The organism is Aquamicrobium lusatiense, assembly GCF_014201615.1.
Lineage (GTDB): Bacteria > Pseudomonadota > Alphaproteobacteria > Rhizobiales > Rhizobiaceae > Mesorhizobium > Mesorhizobium lusatiense.
This window is the reverse complement of the sequence record NZ_JACHEU010000001.1, coordinates 479,661-497,546: the sequence shown is the minus strand read 5'-3', so window position 1 is coordinate 497,546 and position 17,886 is coordinate 479,661. Positions and strand designations below refer to the sequence as shown.

Genomic DNA, 17,886 nt, shown 5'->3' with positions numbered 1-17,886 from the left:
AAAAAGCTTCAGGCCGAACCGGCAATGCGCATGGTGCGCAGGTCCGCCACCGGCCTGAAGCGGATCGCCGCCATCAGCGCCGTGCACAGCATGTCGGTGTCGGCACGCTCATCCGGCCGCCAGTTGCAGGGGCAGGCGTTCGGCCCGGAATGGCTGTCGGCGACCTCGCGGTAAACGTCGCCAACGGCGCGCGCGGCAAGACGCATGACGGCCATCGGCGGCAGGCCGCTGCGGCCCATGATCCGACAGAATTCGTTCATGAGCGTCATGCGCAGGTGCTCCTGTGCTTCATCCTGACGCCGCTCGATTTCCGCCATGTTGGTCAAGACACGCAACTCCGCTTTTATCCGATCCCGGCAGCCTTCATATTAAAGTGGATAAAAACAATCAAGATTATATTTGATCCGGAAGCGTCGGGATCAGCAAAACAGGGCCCGTTCGCGTTCCACGACGCGCGTGATGAAACTTGCCGCCGCCTGCACGCGGCGCAACGGCCGCACCGTTTCGTGATAGACCAGCCAGTAAGAACGGCGAATGGGAGGGATCGCCTCGACCGGCACCAGTTCCGGCATGGAGCGGGCGATGAATGTGTGCAGGATGCCGATGCCGGCGCCAGCGCGCACCGCTTCCGCCTGGCCGAGCGCGGAGGAAATGGCGAAGGCTGAGCGCCAGTCAGGGCTGAACTCGGCCTCATAGTCGAGCGAGGGGCTGACGATCAGGTCCCGCACATAGCCGATCAGCGCATGCTGCGGCAGTTCGGAGGGATTTTGCGGCAATCCGTGTTCGCGGACATAGTCGCGCGAGGCGAAGAGACCCAGCGTGTAATCGACCAGCTTTCCCGCCACCAGCCGGCCTTCCTGCGGCCGCTCGACGGTGATGGCGATGTCGGCCTCGCGCCGCGACAGCGAGAAGGAGCGCGGCACCGGCACGAGCTGGATGGTCAGGTCGCGGTGCTGGCGCGTCAGTTCGCCAAGATGTCTGGCGAGGAAAGCGACGCCAAAGCCATCTGGCGCGCCGATGCGGACCGAGCCGGAAATGTCTTCGTCCTCATCAGCGACGGCTGAACGCGCGGCGATCACGTCGGCTTCCATGCGTTCGGCGATTTCGAGAAACCGCTCGCCGGCGGGCGTCAGCTCGCTGCCCGTGGTGAGGCGGCGAAACAGCTTGGCGCGCAACGCCTCCTCAAGCGCACCGATGCGGCGCGAGACCGTTGCGTGGTTCAGCTCCAGCCGCCGCGCTGCACCGAGAATCTGTCCCGAACGCGCCACGGCCAGAAAGATGCGTACGTCGTCCCAGTTCATATGGCTCTCCTCCCGCTGGACCAGTGGCAAGCCTTACTATGCACCAAATGAAGCGCGATGCGAATTCGTTCTCGTAAATTTGCACAACGGATGCGTTTCCGCTCGCATTGCCAAGCTTGTCGGGACGGTGAACAATCAGGTCCACTGCAAATTCTGGCATCCATCAGGGAGAGAGACGATGATTGAATATGGTCATTTCATCGACGGCAAGCATGTAAAGGGCGCTTCCGGCCGAACGGCCGACGTGTTCCAGCCGCTCGACGGTTCGGTGCGTGCGAAGGTGGCGCTGGCCACCAAGGGCGAACTCGATGCAGCCGTTGCTTCGGCAAAGGCGGCGCAGCCGGCCTGGGCCGCCACCAACCCGCAGCGCCGCGCCCGCGTGCTGTCGAAGTTCCTCGAACTCGTCGCCCGCGACAATGACGAGCTGGCCGAGCTGCTGGCCCGCGAGCACGGCAAGACCCTTCCCGACGCCAAGGGCGACATCCAGCGCGGTGTCGAGGTGATCGAGTTCATGCTGGGCGTGCCGCATCTGATGAAGGGCGAATACACGGAAGGTGCCGGTCCGGGCATCGACCTCTATTCCATGCGCCAGCCGCTCGGCGTGGTCGCCGGCATCACCCCGTTCAACTTCCCGGCCATGATCCCGATGTGGAAGTTCGGCCCGGCCATCGCCTGCGGCAACGCCTTCATCCTCAAGCCCTCGGAGCGCGATCCGGGCGTGCCGATGCGCCTTGCCGAACTGATGATCGAGGCGGGCCTGCCTGCCGGCATCCTCAACGTCGTCAACGGCGACAAGGAGTCGGTCGACGCCATTCTCGATCATGACGACATTTCGGCCATCGGCTTCGTCGGCTCGTCGTCGATCGCGCAGTACATCTATTCTCGTGGCTGCGCCAACGGCAAGCGCGTGCAGTGCTTCGGCGGCGCCAAGAACCACATGATCATCATGCCCGACGCCGACATGGACCAGACGGTCGATGCGCTGGTGGGCGCCGGCTACGGTGCGGCGGGCGAGCGCTGCATGGCCGTTTCGGTGGCTGTTCCGGTTGGCGAGGCAACCGCCAACAAGCTGATGGAGAAGCTGATCCCGCGCGTGGAAAGCCTCAAGATCGGTCCCTCGACCGATCCGAGCGCCGATTTCGGCCCGCTGGTGACGAAGCAGGCGCTGGAGCGCGTGCGCGGCTATGTCGACCTCGGCGTCGAGGAAGGCGCCAAGCTGGTGGTCGATGGCCGTGGTTTCAAGATGCAGGGCTATGAGGACGGCTTCTATCTCGGCGGCTGCCTGTTCGACAACGTCACGCCCGACATGCGCATCTACAAGGAAGAAATCTTCGGGCCGGTGCTGTCGGTGGTGCGCGCGCACGATTTCGAAGAAGCGGTGCGCCTGCCTTCCGAGCATGAATATGGCAACGGCGTCGCCATCTTCACCCGCGACGGCGATGCGGCCCGCGAATTCGCGTCCCGTGTCAATGTCGGCATGGTCGGCATCAACGTGCCGATCCCGGTGCCGGTATCCTACTACACCTTCGGCGGCTGGAAGAAGTCCGGCTTCGGCGACCTCAACCAGTACGGCCCGGACGCGGTGCGCTTCTACACCAAGACCAAGACCGTCACCTCGCGCTGGCCGTCCGGCGTCAAGGAGGGTGCCGAGTTCTCGATGCCCCTGATGAAGTAGCGCTTCGTTTCTGCCACAAAAAAAGCCGCCGGATCATCCGGCGGCTTTTTTTGTTCGGGGCTGATCTCAGCTCAGGCAGCGGACAAGGAAATCGCCGGCCCGCTGAATGTGCCCGCGCAGCAATTCTGCGGCATGGCCGGCATCGCGCCTCGCATAGGCGTCGAACATCTGCCGGTGATCTGTGAGCCATTCATCTCTGGCCCCCGGCAGCTGATCGTAGAGGGCGTTGCAGCGTTCGACCTCGGTGCGCAGCGACATGGCGAGCCGGATCTGGCGCGGTGCGGCGGCCGGCTTGTAAAGCTGCATGTGAAAGGCGCGGTCGGTCCTGATCCACTCCGGGGCGGCGGCGGTGCGCTCGGCAAGCTCAAGCGCTTCGCCAAGGGCTTCCATGTCGCTTTGGTCATGAAGGCTTGCCGCACGTTCGATCAGATCGCACTCCACCAGAATGCGCATGTGAGTAATCTCGCGGATATCCTGCGCCGTCACCTCGATGACGAAGGCACCGCGATTGGGAAAGACGGCAACCAGCCCGTCGCGCTCCAGACGGCGCAAAGCTTCGCGCACGGGGATGCGGCTGACGCCAAAGCGCGTGGCAAGATCCTCCTGCCGCAACGGTGCGCCGGGCCTGATGTCTCCGCGCATGATCTCCGCGTTCAGCTGGTCGGCGATGAGGTCGGCGGTCGTGTTCGATCTGAGCATGGTTGCCACATATCACAGGCGCTGATACATGAACACATGTAAACATGTATCCAATTTGGAGATTGATCGTGGACGGGAAGCTGCACAGTTACGAAGTCAAAGTGACATGGACGGGAAATGAGGGAACGGGAACCGGCTCGTATCGCGGTTACAGCCGCAATCATGAAGTAACTGCGGGTGGAAAGCCGGTAATCGCGGGGTCGTCAGATCCGGCTTTCCGGGGAGATCCTGCCCGGTGGAACCCTGAGGATCTTCTCGTGGCCTCGCTCTCTGCCTGCCACAAGCTCTGGTATCTCGGGCTTTGCGCGCAGGCAGGCGTAACCGTGCTCTCCTATGAGGACAATGCGCTGGGCGAGATGGAGGAGGAGGCCGGTGGCGCCGGTCAGTTCACGTCGGTGACGCTGCGTCCGAAGATCGTGATCGATGCTCAGTCCGACCCGGATGTTGCCGCGGCCCTGCACAATAAGGCGCACGCCATGTGCTTCATTGCCCGATCGGTCAGTTTCCCGGTGGGGAACGAGCCCGAGATCACGGTTCAGGCATAGGTTCCGAGCGTCCGTGGCTGATGGATGATGACAGGGCGCAGACGAGACTTCCGCTCAGCGACTTCCGGTCAACCGGCGTACAGGCAGGCTGCTCTCTCCGTCCTGCTTTCTGGGAGGCTTACCGGGTGGCGGCGTCCTCGGCCATGCCGCGCAGAAAATCCATCAGCTTGTCGGCATTGACGGCGGCGTCGTTCTCGTCACCCTCAAGCACCGACTGGATCAGCGCGACATGCAGTGCGGCGCAGTCGGCCATTCCCAGATGCGCGCGAAAGCGGAACCAGCAGCGGCGGCTGTGGGATTGCAGGGCTGCCGCTGCACGGGATGCGAACATGTTGTCGGCTGCGGTTGCGAGCGCTTCGTTGATCGCCTTGTCTGCTGCGAGGAAGGCAACGACATCGGTGGCCAGCACGGCCTGCTGGATGGCAAGGGCAGCCTCATGGAACCTGCCGGCGATTTCGCGGGTGACGAAGCGTGCCGCCGAGCGGGCGAGCAGTTTTTCGATGCCGCGCCGCGCGTCGATGATGCGCAGCCAGTCGCTGCCATAAAGTGGTGTGACCGTGATGCCGGCGCGGGGCCTGATCTCCAGAAGCCCATTCCACGCCAGCCGCTGAACGGCTTCGCGAACGGGCGTGCGGCCGAGGCCGATTTTCTGGATCAGCGTGCTTTCGGTGACGAAGCTTCCCGGCGCCAGTTCGAGGGTGACGACCATCCGCTCCAGCGCGTTGAAGGCTCTGGTGGTGGCGGGAACTGAGCTGTCGAAAGGTTCGGATATCACGCGCATCTCCATGCTGCGCGAAATCATATATCACCAGTTCATTCTGCAGACCGCTGGCGTCGTCCACAGATATATCTGTCGTATCTCACTGGAAGAACAAGAGGATGCATGGTTTTTCAGAGATCGCGCGCAGGTGAGAACGGCGATGTAATCCGGCAGGGCCGGAGCGTCGTTCTGTTCCACCCAGTTTGCCGAAAGTTGGAAAGTTCGTGCGGGGCAGGCCGGGACGGGGTTGCTGGGTACGAGGGCAAAAGGCGGCTGCGGAAGGCCTGTCATCCCGGTCCGCGCCGCCTCCAAGTATCGGTGCTGGTCCGGACAAGAAAAATGACGTCAATTCTTCCGTAGCGGAATTGTGATCAGCTCTGTGTGATGGTGCCGGCCGGCATTTATGGATAGGACTGACGCTTCTGAGATTTGCAAGAATCACCGGTTATTTACTATCCTTATGCGGATTCTTTTCCCATAAAGCTGAAAGTACGCCCAAAACGTCAATGACATTGCGTTGGTCCGATGATAGGTTCCGCCCTGACCTGCCAACAGGATGCACCTCCCGCGATAAAGGGCCGATCTCATCCCAAAGTCGCGTAAAAGAACAAAATTTGGAGTTGCAATCCGGACTTGAAACCGTACCACTAGGGGAACTACGAAAAGGAATGCGCCCGAGCCGGCGACATTCCAGGGGAGCGGCATAATATGCAATATTTCATCCAGCAGCTTATCAACGGGCTGACGCTGGGATCGATTTATGGCCTCATCGCCATCGGCTACACGATGGTCTATGGCATCATCGGCATGATCAACTTCGCACATGGCGATATCTTCATGGTCGGTGCTTTCACGGCTCTGATCGTGTTCCTGATCCTTGGCGCCATGTTCTATTCGGTGCCGGTTGTTGCCGCGCTTCTGATCATGATGATCGTCTCGATGCTGCTGGTCAGCCTCTACAACTGGGTGATCGAAAAGATCGCCTACCGGCCGCTGCGCGGTTCCTTCCGTCTGGCGCCGCTGATCACTGCCATCGGCATGTCGATCGTGCTGTCGAACTTCGTGCAGGTCACGCAGGGTCCGCGCAACAAGCCGATCCCTCCCATGGTCAGCCAAGTCTACAATGTCTACGGCATCTCGATCTCGCTCAAGCAGATCATAATCGTCGTGGTTACAGCCCTGTTGCTGGTCATCTTCTGGTATGTCGTCAACAAGACCGCTCTGGGCCGCGCCCAGCGTGCCTGTGAGCAGGACCGCAAGATGGCGGCGCTTCTGGGCGTCAATGTCGACCGCACCATCTCAATCACCTTCATCATCGGCGCTTCGCTCGCCGCCGTCGCCGGTACCCTGTTCCTGATGTATTACGGCGTGGTGGTCTTCTCGGATGGTTTCGTGCCGGGTGTTAAGGCATTTACCGCGGCAGTGCTCGGCGGGATCGGCTCCATTCCGGGCGCCGTGATCGGCGGCCTTGCCATCGGCTTCATCGAGAGCATCTGGTCGGCCTATTTCTCCATCGACTACAAGGACGTCGCGGCCTTCTCGATCCTTGCCATCGTGCTCATCTTCATGCCCTCCGGCATTCTCGGCCGGCCAGAAGTCGAAAAGGTCTGACCCATGGCCATGGCTGAAACGAAAAATTCCGCTGGCAGCGCCAACATCGCTGCCGGGCTGCGCGAAGCTGTCTATGCAGCGGTGATCGCCTTCTTCATGTTCGTGCTGTTCATTGGCGTGAAGACCGAACAGAATATTCACAACGAACTGGTGCTGGTCACGCGCTGGGGCCTTCTGGCGACCGTGGTGGTGCTGGCTGCTGTCGTGCGCTTCCTTCAGGTCGTCTACCTGATGCCGTTCCTCGCATCGCAGAAGACGGTCGATGCGAAAACCGGCCTTCTGCCCACCAGCGTTGCGCTGCGCGTGTTCAGCAAGCGCAATCTGATCATCGGCGTGGTTGTGGCCGGCGCTCTGCTCCTGTTCGGCAATACCATCCAGGAGGCCGTCGGCCCTTACTGGGGCGCCTATGTAGGGCTGTTGCGCGCTGCTGCGATCATCTTTGTGATCGCCTGGGGCATCTTCTACTTCCGCAATTTCATCAGCACCTATTCCTATTCGCTCGGCTTCATCCTGCTGGTGCTCTATCCCGTCGTGATGGTGTCGCTGTTCGGCTTCCAGGGCTCGCTGAAATGGGTCGATAATTTCGGCATCCAGATCCTCATCTATGTGATGCTGGCCTGGGGCCTGAACATCGTCGTCGGGCTCGCCGGCCTGCTCGATCTCGGCTATGTCGCCTTCTACGCGGTCGGCGCCTATTCCTATGCGCTGCTCGGCACCCAGTTCGGCTGGTCATTCTGGATCCTGTTACCGGCGGCCGGAGCCATGGCGGCGATGTGGGGCATCATCCTCGGCTTTCCGGTGCTGCGCCTGCGCGGCGACTATCTGGCCATCGTCACGCTGGCCTTCGGCGAGATCATCCGCCTGGTGCTGATCAACTGGCGCGAAGTGACCAATGGCGCGGCCGGCATTTCCGGCATCCCGAAGGTCAGCTTTTTCGGCCTGATCTCGTTCAACGTCTCCGACCCGAACTACATCTCGAAGGTGCTCGGCATCGCCCAGTCCGGCTCCTACTACAAGATCTTCCTCTATTACCTGATCCTGGCGCTGTGCATGCTGACCGGCTATGTCACCATCCGTCTGCGCCGCCTGCCCGTGGGGCGTGCGTGGGAAGCGCTGCGCGAGGATGAAATCGCCTGCCGCTCGCTCGGCATCAACACCACCACCACCAAGCTCACCGCCTTCGCCATCGGCGCCATGTTCGGCGGCTTCGCCGGCTCCTTCTTCGCCGCGCGGCAGGGTTTCGTCAGCCCGGAATCCTTCATCTTCCTGGAATCGGCGATCATCCTCGCCATCGTGGTTCTGGGCGGCATGGGATCGCTCGGCGGCATCGCGGTTGCGGCGGCCGTCATGGTGGGTGGCACCGAGATCCTGCGCGAAATGCAGTTCCTCAAGCAGATCTTCGGGCCGGATTTCACGCCTGAACTTTATCGCATGCTGCTGTTCGGCGCGGCGATGGTGATCGTCATGGTGTGGAAGCCGCGCGGGTTCGTCGGCAGTCGCGAGCCGACAGCCTTCCTGAAGGAGAGCAAAGCCGTCTCGGGCTCGTTTACGAAGGAAGGGCACGGCTGATGAGCGCGACGATCACCACAGAGATGCCGATCCTGCGTGTCGAGCATCTGTCGATGAAGTTCGGTGGCCTCGTGGCCATCGGTGACCTGTCCTTCGACGTCAGGCGCGGCGAGATCACGGCCCTGATCGGTCCCAACGGGGCCGGCAAGACAACCGTGTTCAACTGCATCACCGGCTTCTACAAGCCGACCGAAGGCATGATCCGCTTTACCGGGCGCGAGGGCAACGAGTTCCTGCTTGAGCGCCTGCCGGACTTCCAGATCACGGCGAAGGCCAAGGTGGCCCGCACCTTCCAGAACATCCGCCTGTTCTCGGGCATGACGGTTCTGGAAAATCTGCTCGTGGCCCAGCACAACAAGCTGATGAAGGCCTCCGGCTATACCATTCTGGGGCTGCTGGGCATCGGTGGCTATCCAAAGGCCGCCGCCGAGTCGATCGAGAAGGCGAAGCACTGGCTTGAGAAGGCCGACCTGACCGATCGGGCCGACGATCCTGCCGGCGATCTGCCCTATGGCGCGCAGCGCCGGCTGGAGATCGCGCGGGCCATGTGCACCGATCCGGAGCTGCTGTGCCTCGACGAGCCGGCGGCAGGCCTCAACCCGAAGGAGTCGCTGGCGCTCAACGCCCTTCTCAACGACATCAAGGCCAATACCGGCACCTCGATCCTGCTGATCGAGCACGACATGTCGGTGGTGATGGAGATTTCCGACCATATCGTCGTGCTGGAATATGGCCGCAAGATTTCCGACGGCACGCCGGAAGAGGTGCGCACCGATCCGCGCGTCATCGCAGCCTATCTCGGCGTTGACGACGAGGAGGTCGAGGAGGTGCTGATCGAGGTCGGTGACGAGGACGTCATCGAACAGCTCGATACCGGCCCCGATGCCGATCACGGCCCGGAGGCGTCGTCCTCCATGCTGGCCGGCCCGGTGAACGATACCGTGGTGCATGGCAATGGCGAGCGGGTCACGGTCGAGAAGGGCGCTGGCAAGGCCGCTCAGGTGAAACCGCAGCAGGTGGCAGGCAGCACCGCCGCGCGCAAGCCGGCCGCGAAGGCGGCGAAAGCGAAAGCCGAACCGGCCCCGAAGGCCGCAACGCCTGCAAAGCAGGCAGGCGCGGCAAAAGCCGCGAAGGCAAGCCCCGCCTCAAAGGCCGCTCCCGCCAGTGAAAAGCCGATCCCGGCGGCCGGTAAGGGCAAGGAGGCAGGCATCTCAAACCGCCTTCCGGCAGCGCGCGGCGGCAAGGCGGACGATCTCCAGCTCATCAAGGGGATCGGACCGGTCAACGAGAAGAAGCTCAACGCCCACGGCATCTATCATTTCGATCAGATCGCAGCCTGGAAGAAGGCCGACATCGCCGCCGCTGAAGCCTATCTGGCCTTCGACGGGCGCATCGCCCGCGAAGACTGGATCAGCCAGGCGAAGGTTCTCGCCCGCAAGGCTGCATCCGCACCGGCAACCAGGCGCGGAGGGCGCAAATAATGTCCACAGCACCGCTTCTCGATGTCAGGAATGTCGAGACCTTCTACGGCAATATTCAGGCGCTCGGCGGCGTTGACGTCAGCGTCCAGCAGGGTGAGATCGTTGCGCTCATCGGCGCCAATGGCGCCGGCAAGTCGACCCTGATGATGACCATTTTCGGCACGCCGCGGGCAAGTTCGGGCAGCATCATCTTCGCGGGCACCGATATCACGCGCCTTCCCACGCATGAGATCGCACGGCTGCGTATTGCGCAGTCGCCGGAGGGCCGCCGCATCTTCCCGCGCATGACGGTGCTGGAAAATCTGCAGATGGGTGCCAGCCTCGATAACCTCAAATATTTCGATGAGGACGTGGAAAAGGTCTTTACCCTGTTCCCGCGCCTGAAGGAGCGCATCGCTCAGCGTGGCGGCACCCTCTCGGGTGGCGAGCAGCAGATGCTGTCGATCGGGCGTGCGCTGATGGCGCGGCCGAAGCTCCTGCTTCTGGATGAGCCTTCCCTTGGCCTCGCACCGCTGATCGTGAAGCAGATTTTCGATGCGATCCGCGAACTCAACCGGACCGAGGGCCTGACGGTGTTTCTGGTCGAGCAAAACGCCTTCGCCGCGCTCAAGCTCGCCCATCGCGGTTACGTGCTGGTCAACGGAAAGGTGACGATGAGCGGCAGCGGCAAGGATCTGCTGGCCGATCCGGAGGTGCGCGCCGCCTATCTGGAGGGCGGGCGCCACTAGAGCATGTCGTCCGAAAGCGGGAACCGGTTTCGGAAAAAAGACATGCGTGAAAACAGGGACTTAAAGCGTGAGGAGCGGATCTGAAGGATCGCGATGCGCTTTAAGGCAATTCCGGCAGAAGCGCGCAGCGTTTTTGCGTTCCGGAATTGAGAGAGACAAGGGGTGGAGCGTTTCTGCGATTTTCGGAAATGCTCCGGAGCCGGGATCGGAATGCCGGAGCTTCGGCATTCTGCGGAAACCGGAAGTTTGAACTGCGACCGGAGCCGGCGGGGCTCCGGCAGAGTGCGGAGACATGATCATGCAGGGCATTCTCTACGAGGAACCCTCAATCTGGCAGTTCTTCTTCGTCACCTGTCTGCTGGGTGGCTGGGCGGCCTGGATGACCGGGCGCGCCTGCGCGCAGACCTGGCGGCCGCAGCTGGCGCTGTTCTTCTATCTGCTTGGGCTGGGGCTTGCCGTCCGCTTCATCCATCATGCGCTGTTCAACGGCACCATGTTCAGCCTGCAATATTATGGCGTCGACACCATCATATTGATGGTGCTGGGCTTTCTTGGTTATCGCTATACGCGAACCAATCAGATGGTGACGCAGTATGGCTGGCTCTATGAAAAGGCATCGCCGCTGAGCTGGCGCTCGAAAGACCAGGCCCAATAGGCGAACAGGACGGGCGGATGCAGCAAAGATCCATGCAGGTTCCGGCAAGGCGGCGCTTCAGGGCACCGGGCCGGAGCATGCAGGATGTCTGTCGCTGGCCGTCTGTCTTCATTGTTCGGGCGACAAGTCGTTGCAAGATGAATCAACGTGACAACTGCCTTGAAATAGGCAAGGTTGGCTTTCTGCGAGATGGGTGGGCATCGCACGAAAGTATAACTGTCGCCCACTCTGAAAAAATGGGAGCGTTTAAATGAAGAAGTCACTCTTGTCCGCAGTATCGCTTGGCGCACTGCTGGTGTTCAGCGGTTCCGCCTGGGCCGACGTGCTGCTGGGCATCGGCGCACCGATCACCGGTCCGAATGCTGCTTTCGGCGCTCAGATTCAAAGGGGTGCCGAGCAGGCGGTAGCTGACATCAACGCCGCCGGCGGCATCAATGGCGAGCAGATCAAGGTGTCGATCGGCGACGACGTCTCCGATCCCAAGCAGGGCATTTCGGTTGCCAACAAGTTCGTTGCCGATGGCGTGAAATTCGTCGTCGGCCACTTCAACTCGGGCGTCTCGATCCCGGCGTCGGAAGTCTATGCCGAAAACGGCATCCTCGAAGTCACGCCGGCGGCCACCAATCCGGTCTTCACCGAGCGCGGCCTGTGGAACACGATCCGCGTCTGCGGCCGTGACGACCAGCAGGGCGAGGTTGCCGGCGCCTACATCGCGGAGCACTACAAGGACGCCAAGGTTGCCGTCATCCACGACAAGACCCCTTACGGACAGGGCCTTGCCGACGAGACCAAGAAGGCGCTCAACGCAGCAGGCTTCCAGGAAGTCATGTATGAAGGCGTCAACACCGGCGACAAGGACTTCTCGGCCCTCATCGCCAAGATGAAGGAAGCCGGCGTGACCCTCATCTACTGGGGCGGGCTGCACACCGAGGCCGGCCTGATCATCCGTCAGGCAGCCGATCAGGGCCTGAAGGTGCCGCTGTTCTCCGGCGACGGCATCGTTTCCAACGAGCTGGCCTCGATTGCCGGCGACGCGGTGCAGGGCACCCTGAACACCTTCGGCCCCGATCCGCGCAAGAACCCCGCTGCCGCGGAAGTGGTGGAGAAGTTCCGTGCCGCCGGCTTCGAGCCGGAAGCCTACACGCTCTATGCCTATGCCTCGACCCAGATCATCGCGCAGGCCGCTGCGGCTGCCGGCTCGAACGATCCTCAGGAAGTGGCCAAGGCGATCAAGGAAAAGGGTCCGTTCAAGACCGTTCTGGGCGAGCTCTCCTTCAACGAAAAGGGCGACCGCACCGACGCCGACTATGTCGTCTACGAATGGCGCAAGGCGGACGACGGCAAGTACAACTACTTCCAGCTCGACTAAGGCATTTCGCCAGCCGGACTGCATCGTCCGGCTGGCGTAGATGCGACGCGAGCAGGCTTGTCGCCTGACGAACAAAGGCCCGGCGCCCAGCGCCGGGCCTTTTTGCCTGTTTCGGCCATTTAGCGCCTCACGCCGCGTCATTCCCGGTTGCGCCGCAGCATTTTCACGCTAATCATTCGCGCGCCTTCTTCCAGACAGCGGAGTATCCCATTGGCCATCACGAAGATTCTCGTCGCCAACCGGTCTGAAATCGCCATCCGCGTGTTCCGCGCGGCCAATGAGCTGGGCCTCAAAACCGTGGCCATCTGGGCGGAAGAAGACAAATATGCCCTGCATCGGTTCAAGGCGGACGAGAGCTATCAGGTCGGGCGCGGACCGCATCTTGCGCGCGATCTGGGACCCATCGAAAGCTATCTGTCGATCGAGGAAGTGCTGCGCGTCGCGAAGCTTTCGGGGGCCGACGCCATCCATCCGGGCTACGGCCTGCTTTCTGAAAGCCCGGAATTTGTCGAGGCCTGCGAGGCGGCCGGCATCACCTTCATTGGCCCGAAGCCGGCCACCATGCGCCGTCTTGGCAACAAGGTCGATGCGCGCAACCTCGCCATCGAGGTCGGCGTGCCGGTCATCCCGGCCACGGAGCCGCTTCCCGACGACATCGAGGCGGTGAAGAAGCTTGCGGCCGAAATCGGCTACCCGCTGATGCTCAAGGCCTCATGGGGCGGCGGCGGGCGCGGCATGCGCGTCATCCGCTCCGAGGCCGATCTGTCCCGCGAGGTCATGGAAGGCAAGCGCGAGGCCACAGCCGCCTTCGGCAAGGACGAGGTCTATCTCGAAAAGCTGATCGAGCGGGCCCGCCATGTCGAGGTGCAGATTCTGGGCGACACCCACGGCAATGCGGTGCATCTGTTCGAGCGCGATTGCTCGATCCAGCGCCGCAACCAGAAGGTCGTGGAACGTGCGCCCGCCCCCTATCTCAGCGACGAGCTGCGGCAGGAACTGTGCGGCCATGCGCTGAAGATCGCCCGCGAGACCGACTATATCGGCGCCGGCACCGTCGAGTTCCTGCAGGATGCGGACACCGGAAAATTCTACTTCATCGAAGTCAATCCGCGCATTCAGGTCGAGCACACGGTGACGGAAGAGGTCACCGGCATCGACATCGTCAAGGCGCAGATCCACATTCTCGACGGTCATGCCATCGGTACGCCGGAATCGGGCGTGCCGGCCCAGGAGGACATCCGCCTGCAGGGCCATGCCCTTCAGTGCCGCATCACCACGGAAGACCCCGAGCAGCATTTCATTCCCGATTATGGCCGCATCACCGGCTATCGCTCGGCGGCGGGCTTCGGCATCCGCCTCGATGGCGGCACGGCCTATTCGGGCGCCATCATCACCCGCTTCTACGATCCGCTGCTGGTCAAGGTCACGGCTTCGGGGCGCACGCCGGAGGAGGCGCTGAGCCGCATGCACCGCGCGCTGCGCGAGTTCCGCATCCGCGGCGTCGCCACCAATCTCACCTTCCTCGAAGCGATCATCACGCATCCGAAATTCCGGGACAATTCCTACACCACCAGGTTCATCGACACGACGCCGGAACTGTTCACGCAGGTGCGGCGGCAGGACCGCGCTTCCAAGCTGCTCACCTATCTGGCCGATGTCAGCGTCAACGGGCATCCTGAAACGCGCGGCCGGCCGGCGCCGAAGCAGGATGCCGCAGCTCCGCTGGTGCCGTGGTTCACCGGCCCGATCCCGGACGGTACCAGGCAAAGGCTGGATGCGCTCGGGCCGGAAGGCTTTGCGAAGTGGATGCGTGACCGGAAAGAGGTCCTGATCACCGACACAACCATGCGCGACGGCCACCAGTCGCTGCTGGCGACGCGGGTGCGCACCCATGACGTCGCCCGCATCGCCGGCACCTATGCGCGCGCCCTGCCGCAGCTCCTGTCGCTGGAATGCTGGGGCGGCGCGACCTTCGACGTCGCCATGCGCTTCCTCACCGAAGACCCGTGGGAACGGTTGGCGCTGATCCGCGAGGCGGCCCCCAACATCCTGTTGCAGATGCTGCTGCGTGGCGCCAATGGCGTCGGCTACACCAACTATCCGGACAATGTCGTCCAGCATTTTGTCAAACAGGCGGCCGAAGGCGGCGTCGACCTGTTCCGTGTCTTCGACTGCCTGAACTGGGTCGAGAACATGCGCGTCGCCATGGATGCGGTGATCGCAGAGGGCAAGCTGTGCGAAGCGGCCATGTGCTACACGGGCGACATTCTCGATCCGTCCCGCGCCAAATACGACCTGAAATACTATGTGTCGCTCGCCAAGGAACTTGAGGCGGCTGGCGCGCACATCATTGCGGTCAAGGACATGGCCGGCCTTCTGAAGCCGGCCGCGGCGCGCGTTCTGTTCAGGGCGCTGCGCGAGGAGACGGACCTGCCGATCCACTTCCACACGCACGACACGTCCGGCCTGTCGGCCGCGACCGTGCTGGCGGCGGTGGAAGCGGGCGTCGATGCCGTCGAGGCGGCGATGGACGCGTTTTCCGGCAACACCTCGCAGCCCTGCCTCGGCTCCATCGTCGAGGCGCTGAAGGGCAGCGAGCGCGATCCGGGGCTGGATTCGGAATGGATCCGCAAGATCTCCTTCTACTGGGAGGCCGTGCGCAACCAGTATGCGGCCTTTGAGAGCGATCTCAAGGGACCTGCCTCGGAAGTCTACCTACACGAGATGCCGGGCGGCCAGTTCACCAACCTCAAGGAGCAGGCTCGTTCGCTCGGTCTTGAAACCCGCTGGCACGAGGTGGCGCAGGCCTATCACGACGTCAACCTGATGTTCGGCGACATCGTCAAGGTCACGCCGTCCTCCAAGGTGGTGGGAGACATGGCGCTGATGATGGTCAGCCAGGAGCTGACCGTCGCCGATGTCGAGAACCCGGATCGCGACATCGCCTTCCCGGACTCCGTGGTGTCGATGCTGCGCGGAGATCTCGGCCAGTCGCCGGGCGGCTGGCCGCAGGCGCTGCAGAAGAAGGCGCTGAAGGGTGCAAAGCCGATCACCGTGCGGCCGGGCTCGCTGCTGGACGCGGCCGATCTGTCTGCCGGCAGGAAGGAGGCCGAGGAGAAGGTCGGGCGCACGCTGTCGGAACCCGAATTCGCTTCCTGGCTGATGTATCCGAAGGTGTTCTCCGACTTCGCCGCCGCACAGGAAACCTATGGGCCCGTCTCGGTGCTGCCGACGCCGAACTATTTCTACGGCATGAAGCCGGAGGACGAGATTTTCGTCGACATCGAGAAGGGCAAGACACTGGTGATCCGCTGCCTCGCCGTCGGCGATGCCGATGAAAACGGCATGGTCACGGTGTTCTTCGAGCTCAATGGCCAGCCGCGCCGCGTGAAGGTGCCGGACCGCGCCCATGGCGCTTCGGCCGCCAGGGCGCGGCGCAAGGCGGAACCCGGCAACGAGGCGCATGTGGCTGCCCCGATGCCCGGCGTGGTCTCCACGGTCTCGGTGACGGCCGGGCAGAGCGTCAGGGCCGGCGACGTGCTCGTATCCATCGAGGCGATGAAGATGGAGACGGCGCTGCATGCCGAGCGCGACGGCACCGTGGCCGAGCTTCTGGTGCGGCCCGGCGACCAGATCGACGCCAAGGACCTGCTCATCGTTTTCGAGTGAGTGTCAGCAGATCGTTTGCGGGGCCTGATGGGGCCCCACAAACTGCTTGACCCGCCCGAGCCTGTCGGGCATCGAACCGGGCTGAATTTGCGGCCGGGCTTGCGAGTCGCCGCCACCAACCGGAAAAGATACGGAGAACATCATGGCCGACGAGATCACCGAAACCAGCAATACCGTGGCCGCCGGCCAGCTGCGGGCCTTCATCGAGCGCATCGAGCGTCTCGAGGAGGAGAAGAAGACCATCGCCGACGACATCAAGGAAGTGTTCGCCGAGGCTAAGGGCACCGGCTTCGACACCAAGGCGATGCGCACCATCATCCGCCTGCGCAAGAAGGATCAGGCCGAGCGCGAGGAGGAGGAATCGATCCTCGACCTCTACAAGGCCGCTCTCGGAATGGTGTGATCGCCGCAGCCTGTAACCGGCACCGCTGCTTTCCAAAAGAAAACGCCCTGAAGTGCTGCTTCAGGGCGTTTTCTTTTTGAGCGTTATAATGCGGCTCAGGCGGCCTTCTGCTTCGGCTGGATGAGCCTGCGTGCCACCAGCAGTTCGGCGATCTGCACGGTGTTGAGGGCCGCGCCCTTGCGCAGATTGTCCGACACGATCCACAGGTTCAGGCCGTTGTCGATGGTGGAATCCTCGCGGATGCGGGAGATGTAGGTGGCGTCCTCGCCGGCGCTCTCGATCGGCGTGATGTAGCCGCCGTCCTCATGCTTGTCGATGACCAGGCAGCCCGGCGCCTCGCGCAGGATGTCGCGGGCCTCGTCGGCGGTGATCGGCTTCTCGAATTCGAGGTTCACGGCCTCCGAATGGCCGATGAACACCGGCACGCGCACGCAGGTTGCGGTGACCTTGATCTTCGGGTCGAGCATCTTCTTGGTCTCGGCGACCATCTTCCACTCTTCCTTGGTGGTGCCGTCTTCCATGAACACGTCGATGTGCGGGATGACGTTGAAGGCGATGCGCTTGGTGAACTTCTTCGCTTCCACCGGGTCAGCCACGAACACGGCGCGGGTCTGCGTGAACAGCTCGTCCATGCCTTCCTTGCCGGCGCCCGACACGGACTGGTAGGTCGAGACAACGACGCGCCTGATGGTCGCGGCATCATGCAGTGGCTTCAGCGCCACCAGCATCTGCGCGGTCGAGCAGTTGGGGTTGGCGATGATGTTTTTCTTGGAGAAGCCGTCGATGGCGTCGGGGTTCACTTCCGGCACGATCAGCGGCACGTCAGGATCGGTGCGGAAAGCGGAAGAATTATCAATGACGACGCAGCCCTGCTTGCCGATCTTCGGCGACCATTCCTTGGAGACGTTGCCGCCGGCGGACATCAGGGCGATGTCGGTGTCGGAAAAATCGTAGGTTTCGAGCGCCTTCACCTTCAGCGTCCTGTCGCCGAAGGACACTTCGGTGCCCTGGCTGCGGCGCGAGGCAAGCGCCACGACTTCGCTGACCGGAAAACCGCGCTCTTCCAGAATGTTGAGCATTTCGCGACCCACATTGCCCGTGGCGCCGACAACCGCAACCTTGAAGCCCATCGAAATCTATCTCCTGTCGCTCTCCGCTTGTTTTGCTTGGAGAAACCCGCCGGCCATTCGCGGGTCCCGCCTCCCTCGGGCCGGACCCGGGGAGAGGGCGAGCAGGCCAAGGGAGATCAGACCGTGGTGGCGGTCGTTTTTTTGGCCGTGGTTTTGGTCGAAAGCAGCGACGCGATCATGCGCCCGGCGGGAGCCGGGGTCTCGCGGCTGAAAAGACCGCGTGCGAGAAGAGCCATGGTAAGGCCGCGCATGGTGGAAACGTCCTGTTCGGTGGCGCTTTTACGCGTTTTG

General features: G+C 62.6%; 16 protein-coding genes. 10 read left to right on the top strand and 6 right to left on the bottom strand.

Annotated features, from left to right (window positions below):
* Window positions 1-8 precede the first annotated feature (8 nt).
* A complete protein-coding gene (locus HNR59_RS02545) occupies window positions 9-317 on the bottom strand; it encodes a hypothetical protein (RefSeq protein ID WP_239801094.1) in 309 nt (102 codons plus the stop codon).
* A 102-nt stretch (window positions 318-419) separates the two neighbouring features.
* Window positions 420-1,301 carry a LysR family transcriptional regulator gene (locus tag HNR59_RS02540; protein WP_183825533.1) on the bottom strand — a complete coding sequence of 294 codons (882 nt, stop codon included), beginning with the start codon at window positions 1,299-1,301 and terminating at the stop codon, window positions 420-422.
* 178 nt (window positions 1,302-1,479) lie between these two features.
* On the opposite strand from HNR59_RS02540, the gene HNR59_RS02535 reads away from it, so the two are divergent.
* Entirely contained in the window at window positions 1,480-2,976 is a 1,497-nt protein-coding gene (locus tag HNR59_RS02535) for a CoA-acylating methylmalonate-semialdehyde dehydrogenase (RefSeq protein WP_183825530.1), read from the top strand.
* A 66-nt stretch (window positions 2,977-3,042) separates the two neighbouring features.
* Here the strand turns inward: HNR59_RS02535 and HNR59_RS02530 are convergent, their stop codons facing one another.
* Complete coding sequence (locus HNR59_RS02530; RefSeq protein ID WP_183825527.1) at window positions 3,043-3,675, bottom strand: GntR family transcriptional regulator; 633 nt, start codon at window positions 3,673-3,675, stop codon at window positions 3,043-3,045.
* A 68-nt stretch (window positions 3,676-3,743) separates the two neighbouring features.
* Between HNR59_RS02530 and HNR59_RS02525 the strand changes: the two genes are divergently transcribed.
* Entirely contained in the window at window positions 3,744-4,220 is a 477-nt protein-coding gene (locus HNR59_RS02525) for an OsmC family protein (protein WP_183825525.1), read from the top strand.
* Window positions 4,221-4,338: 118 nt separating this feature from the next.
* Here HNR59_RS02525 and HNR59_RS02520 read toward each other — a convergent pair whose 3' ends face one another.
* The gene (locus HNR59_RS02520; protein WP_425488616.1) at window positions 4,339-5,001 is read right to left on the bottom strand and encodes a GntR family transcriptional regulator; all 663 of its coding nucleotides are present in this window, start codon (window positions 4,999-5,001) and stop codon (window positions 4,339-4,341) included.
* A 687-nt stretch (window positions 5,002-5,688) separates the two neighbouring features.
* Between HNR59_RS02520 and HNR59_RS02515 the strand changes: the two genes are divergently transcribed.
* The 8 genes from HNR59_RS02515 to HNR59_RS02480 all read left to right on the top strand — a co-directional run bounded on the left by HNR59_RS02515 (window position 5,689) and on the right by HNR59_RS02480 (window position 16,465).
* Complete coding sequence (locus tag HNR59_RS02515; protein ID WP_183825519.1) at window positions 5,689-6,591, top strand: branched-chain amino acid ABC transporter permease; 903 nt, start codon at window positions 5,689-5,691, stop codon at window positions 6,589-6,591.
* Window positions 6,592-6,600: 9 nt separating this feature from the next.
* Complete coding sequence (gene livM, locus HNR59_RS02510) at window positions 6,601-8,160, top strand: high-affinity branched-chain amino acid ABC transporter permease LivM (protein WP_183825516.1); 1,560 nt, start codon at window positions 6,601-6,603, stop codon at window positions 8,158-8,160.
* Window positions 8,160-9,641: an ATP-binding cassette domain-containing protein gene (locus HNR59_RS02505; protein WP_183825513.1), complete on the top strand. Its 1,482-nt coding sequence runs from the start codon at window positions 8,160-8,162 to the stop codon at window positions 9,639-9,641. The genes livM and HNR59_RS02505 overlap by 1 nt, the downstream gene beginning before the upstream one ends.
* Window positions 9,641-10,369: an ABC transporter ATP-binding protein gene (locus tag HNR59_RS02500; RefSeq protein WP_183825510.1), complete on the top strand. Its 729-nt coding sequence runs from the start codon at window positions 9,641-9,643 to the stop codon at window positions 10,367-10,369. Before HNR59_RS02505 ends, HNR59_RS02500 begins: the two co-directional genes overlap by 1 nt.
* A gap of 298 nt (window positions 10,370-10,667) precedes the next feature.
* Window positions 10,668-11,024 carry a DUF6867 family protein gene (locus HNR59_RS02495; protein ID WP_183825507.1) on the top strand — a complete coding sequence of 119 codons (357 nt, stop codon included), beginning with the start codon at window positions 10,668-10,670 and terminating at the stop codon, window positions 11,022-11,024.
* Between the two features lie 250 nt (window positions 11,025-11,274).
* Window positions 11,275-12,393, top strand: a complete 1,119-nt coding sequence (locus HNR59_RS02490; protein WP_183825504.1) for a branched-chain amino acid ABC transporter substrate-binding protein — start codon at window positions 11,275-11,277, stop codon at window positions 12,391-12,393.
* 210 nt (window positions 12,394-12,603) lie between these two features.
* The gene (gene pyc, locus HNR59_RS02485) at window positions 12,604-16,062 is read left to right on the top strand and encodes a pyruvate carboxylase (protein WP_183825502.1); all 3,459 of its coding nucleotides are present in this window, start codon (window positions 12,604-12,606) and stop codon (window positions 16,060-16,062) included.
* A gap of 142 nt (window positions 16,063-16,204) precedes the next feature.
* On the top strand, window positions 16,205-16,465 hold the full coding sequence (locus HNR59_RS02480; RefSeq protein WP_183825499.1) for a DUF2312 domain-containing protein: 261 nt from the start codon (window positions 16,205-16,207) through the stop codon (window positions 16,463-16,465).
* A 95-nt stretch (window positions 16,466-16,560) separates the two neighbouring features.
* Here the strand turns inward: HNR59_RS02480 and HNR59_RS02475 are convergent, their stop codons facing one another.
* On the bottom strand, window positions 16,561-17,595 hold the full coding sequence (locus tag HNR59_RS02475) for an aspartate-semialdehyde dehydrogenase (protein ID WP_183825496.1): 1,035 nt from the start codon (window positions 17,593-17,595) through the stop codon (window positions 16,561-16,563).
* 116 nt (window positions 17,596-17,711) lie between these two features.
* Complete coding sequence (locus HNR59_RS20880; protein ID WP_275592334.1) at window positions 17,712-17,846, bottom strand: hypothetical protein; 135 nt, start codon at window positions 17,844-17,846, stop codon at window positions 17,712-17,714.
* Window positions 17,847-17,886 lie beyond the last annotated feature (40 nt).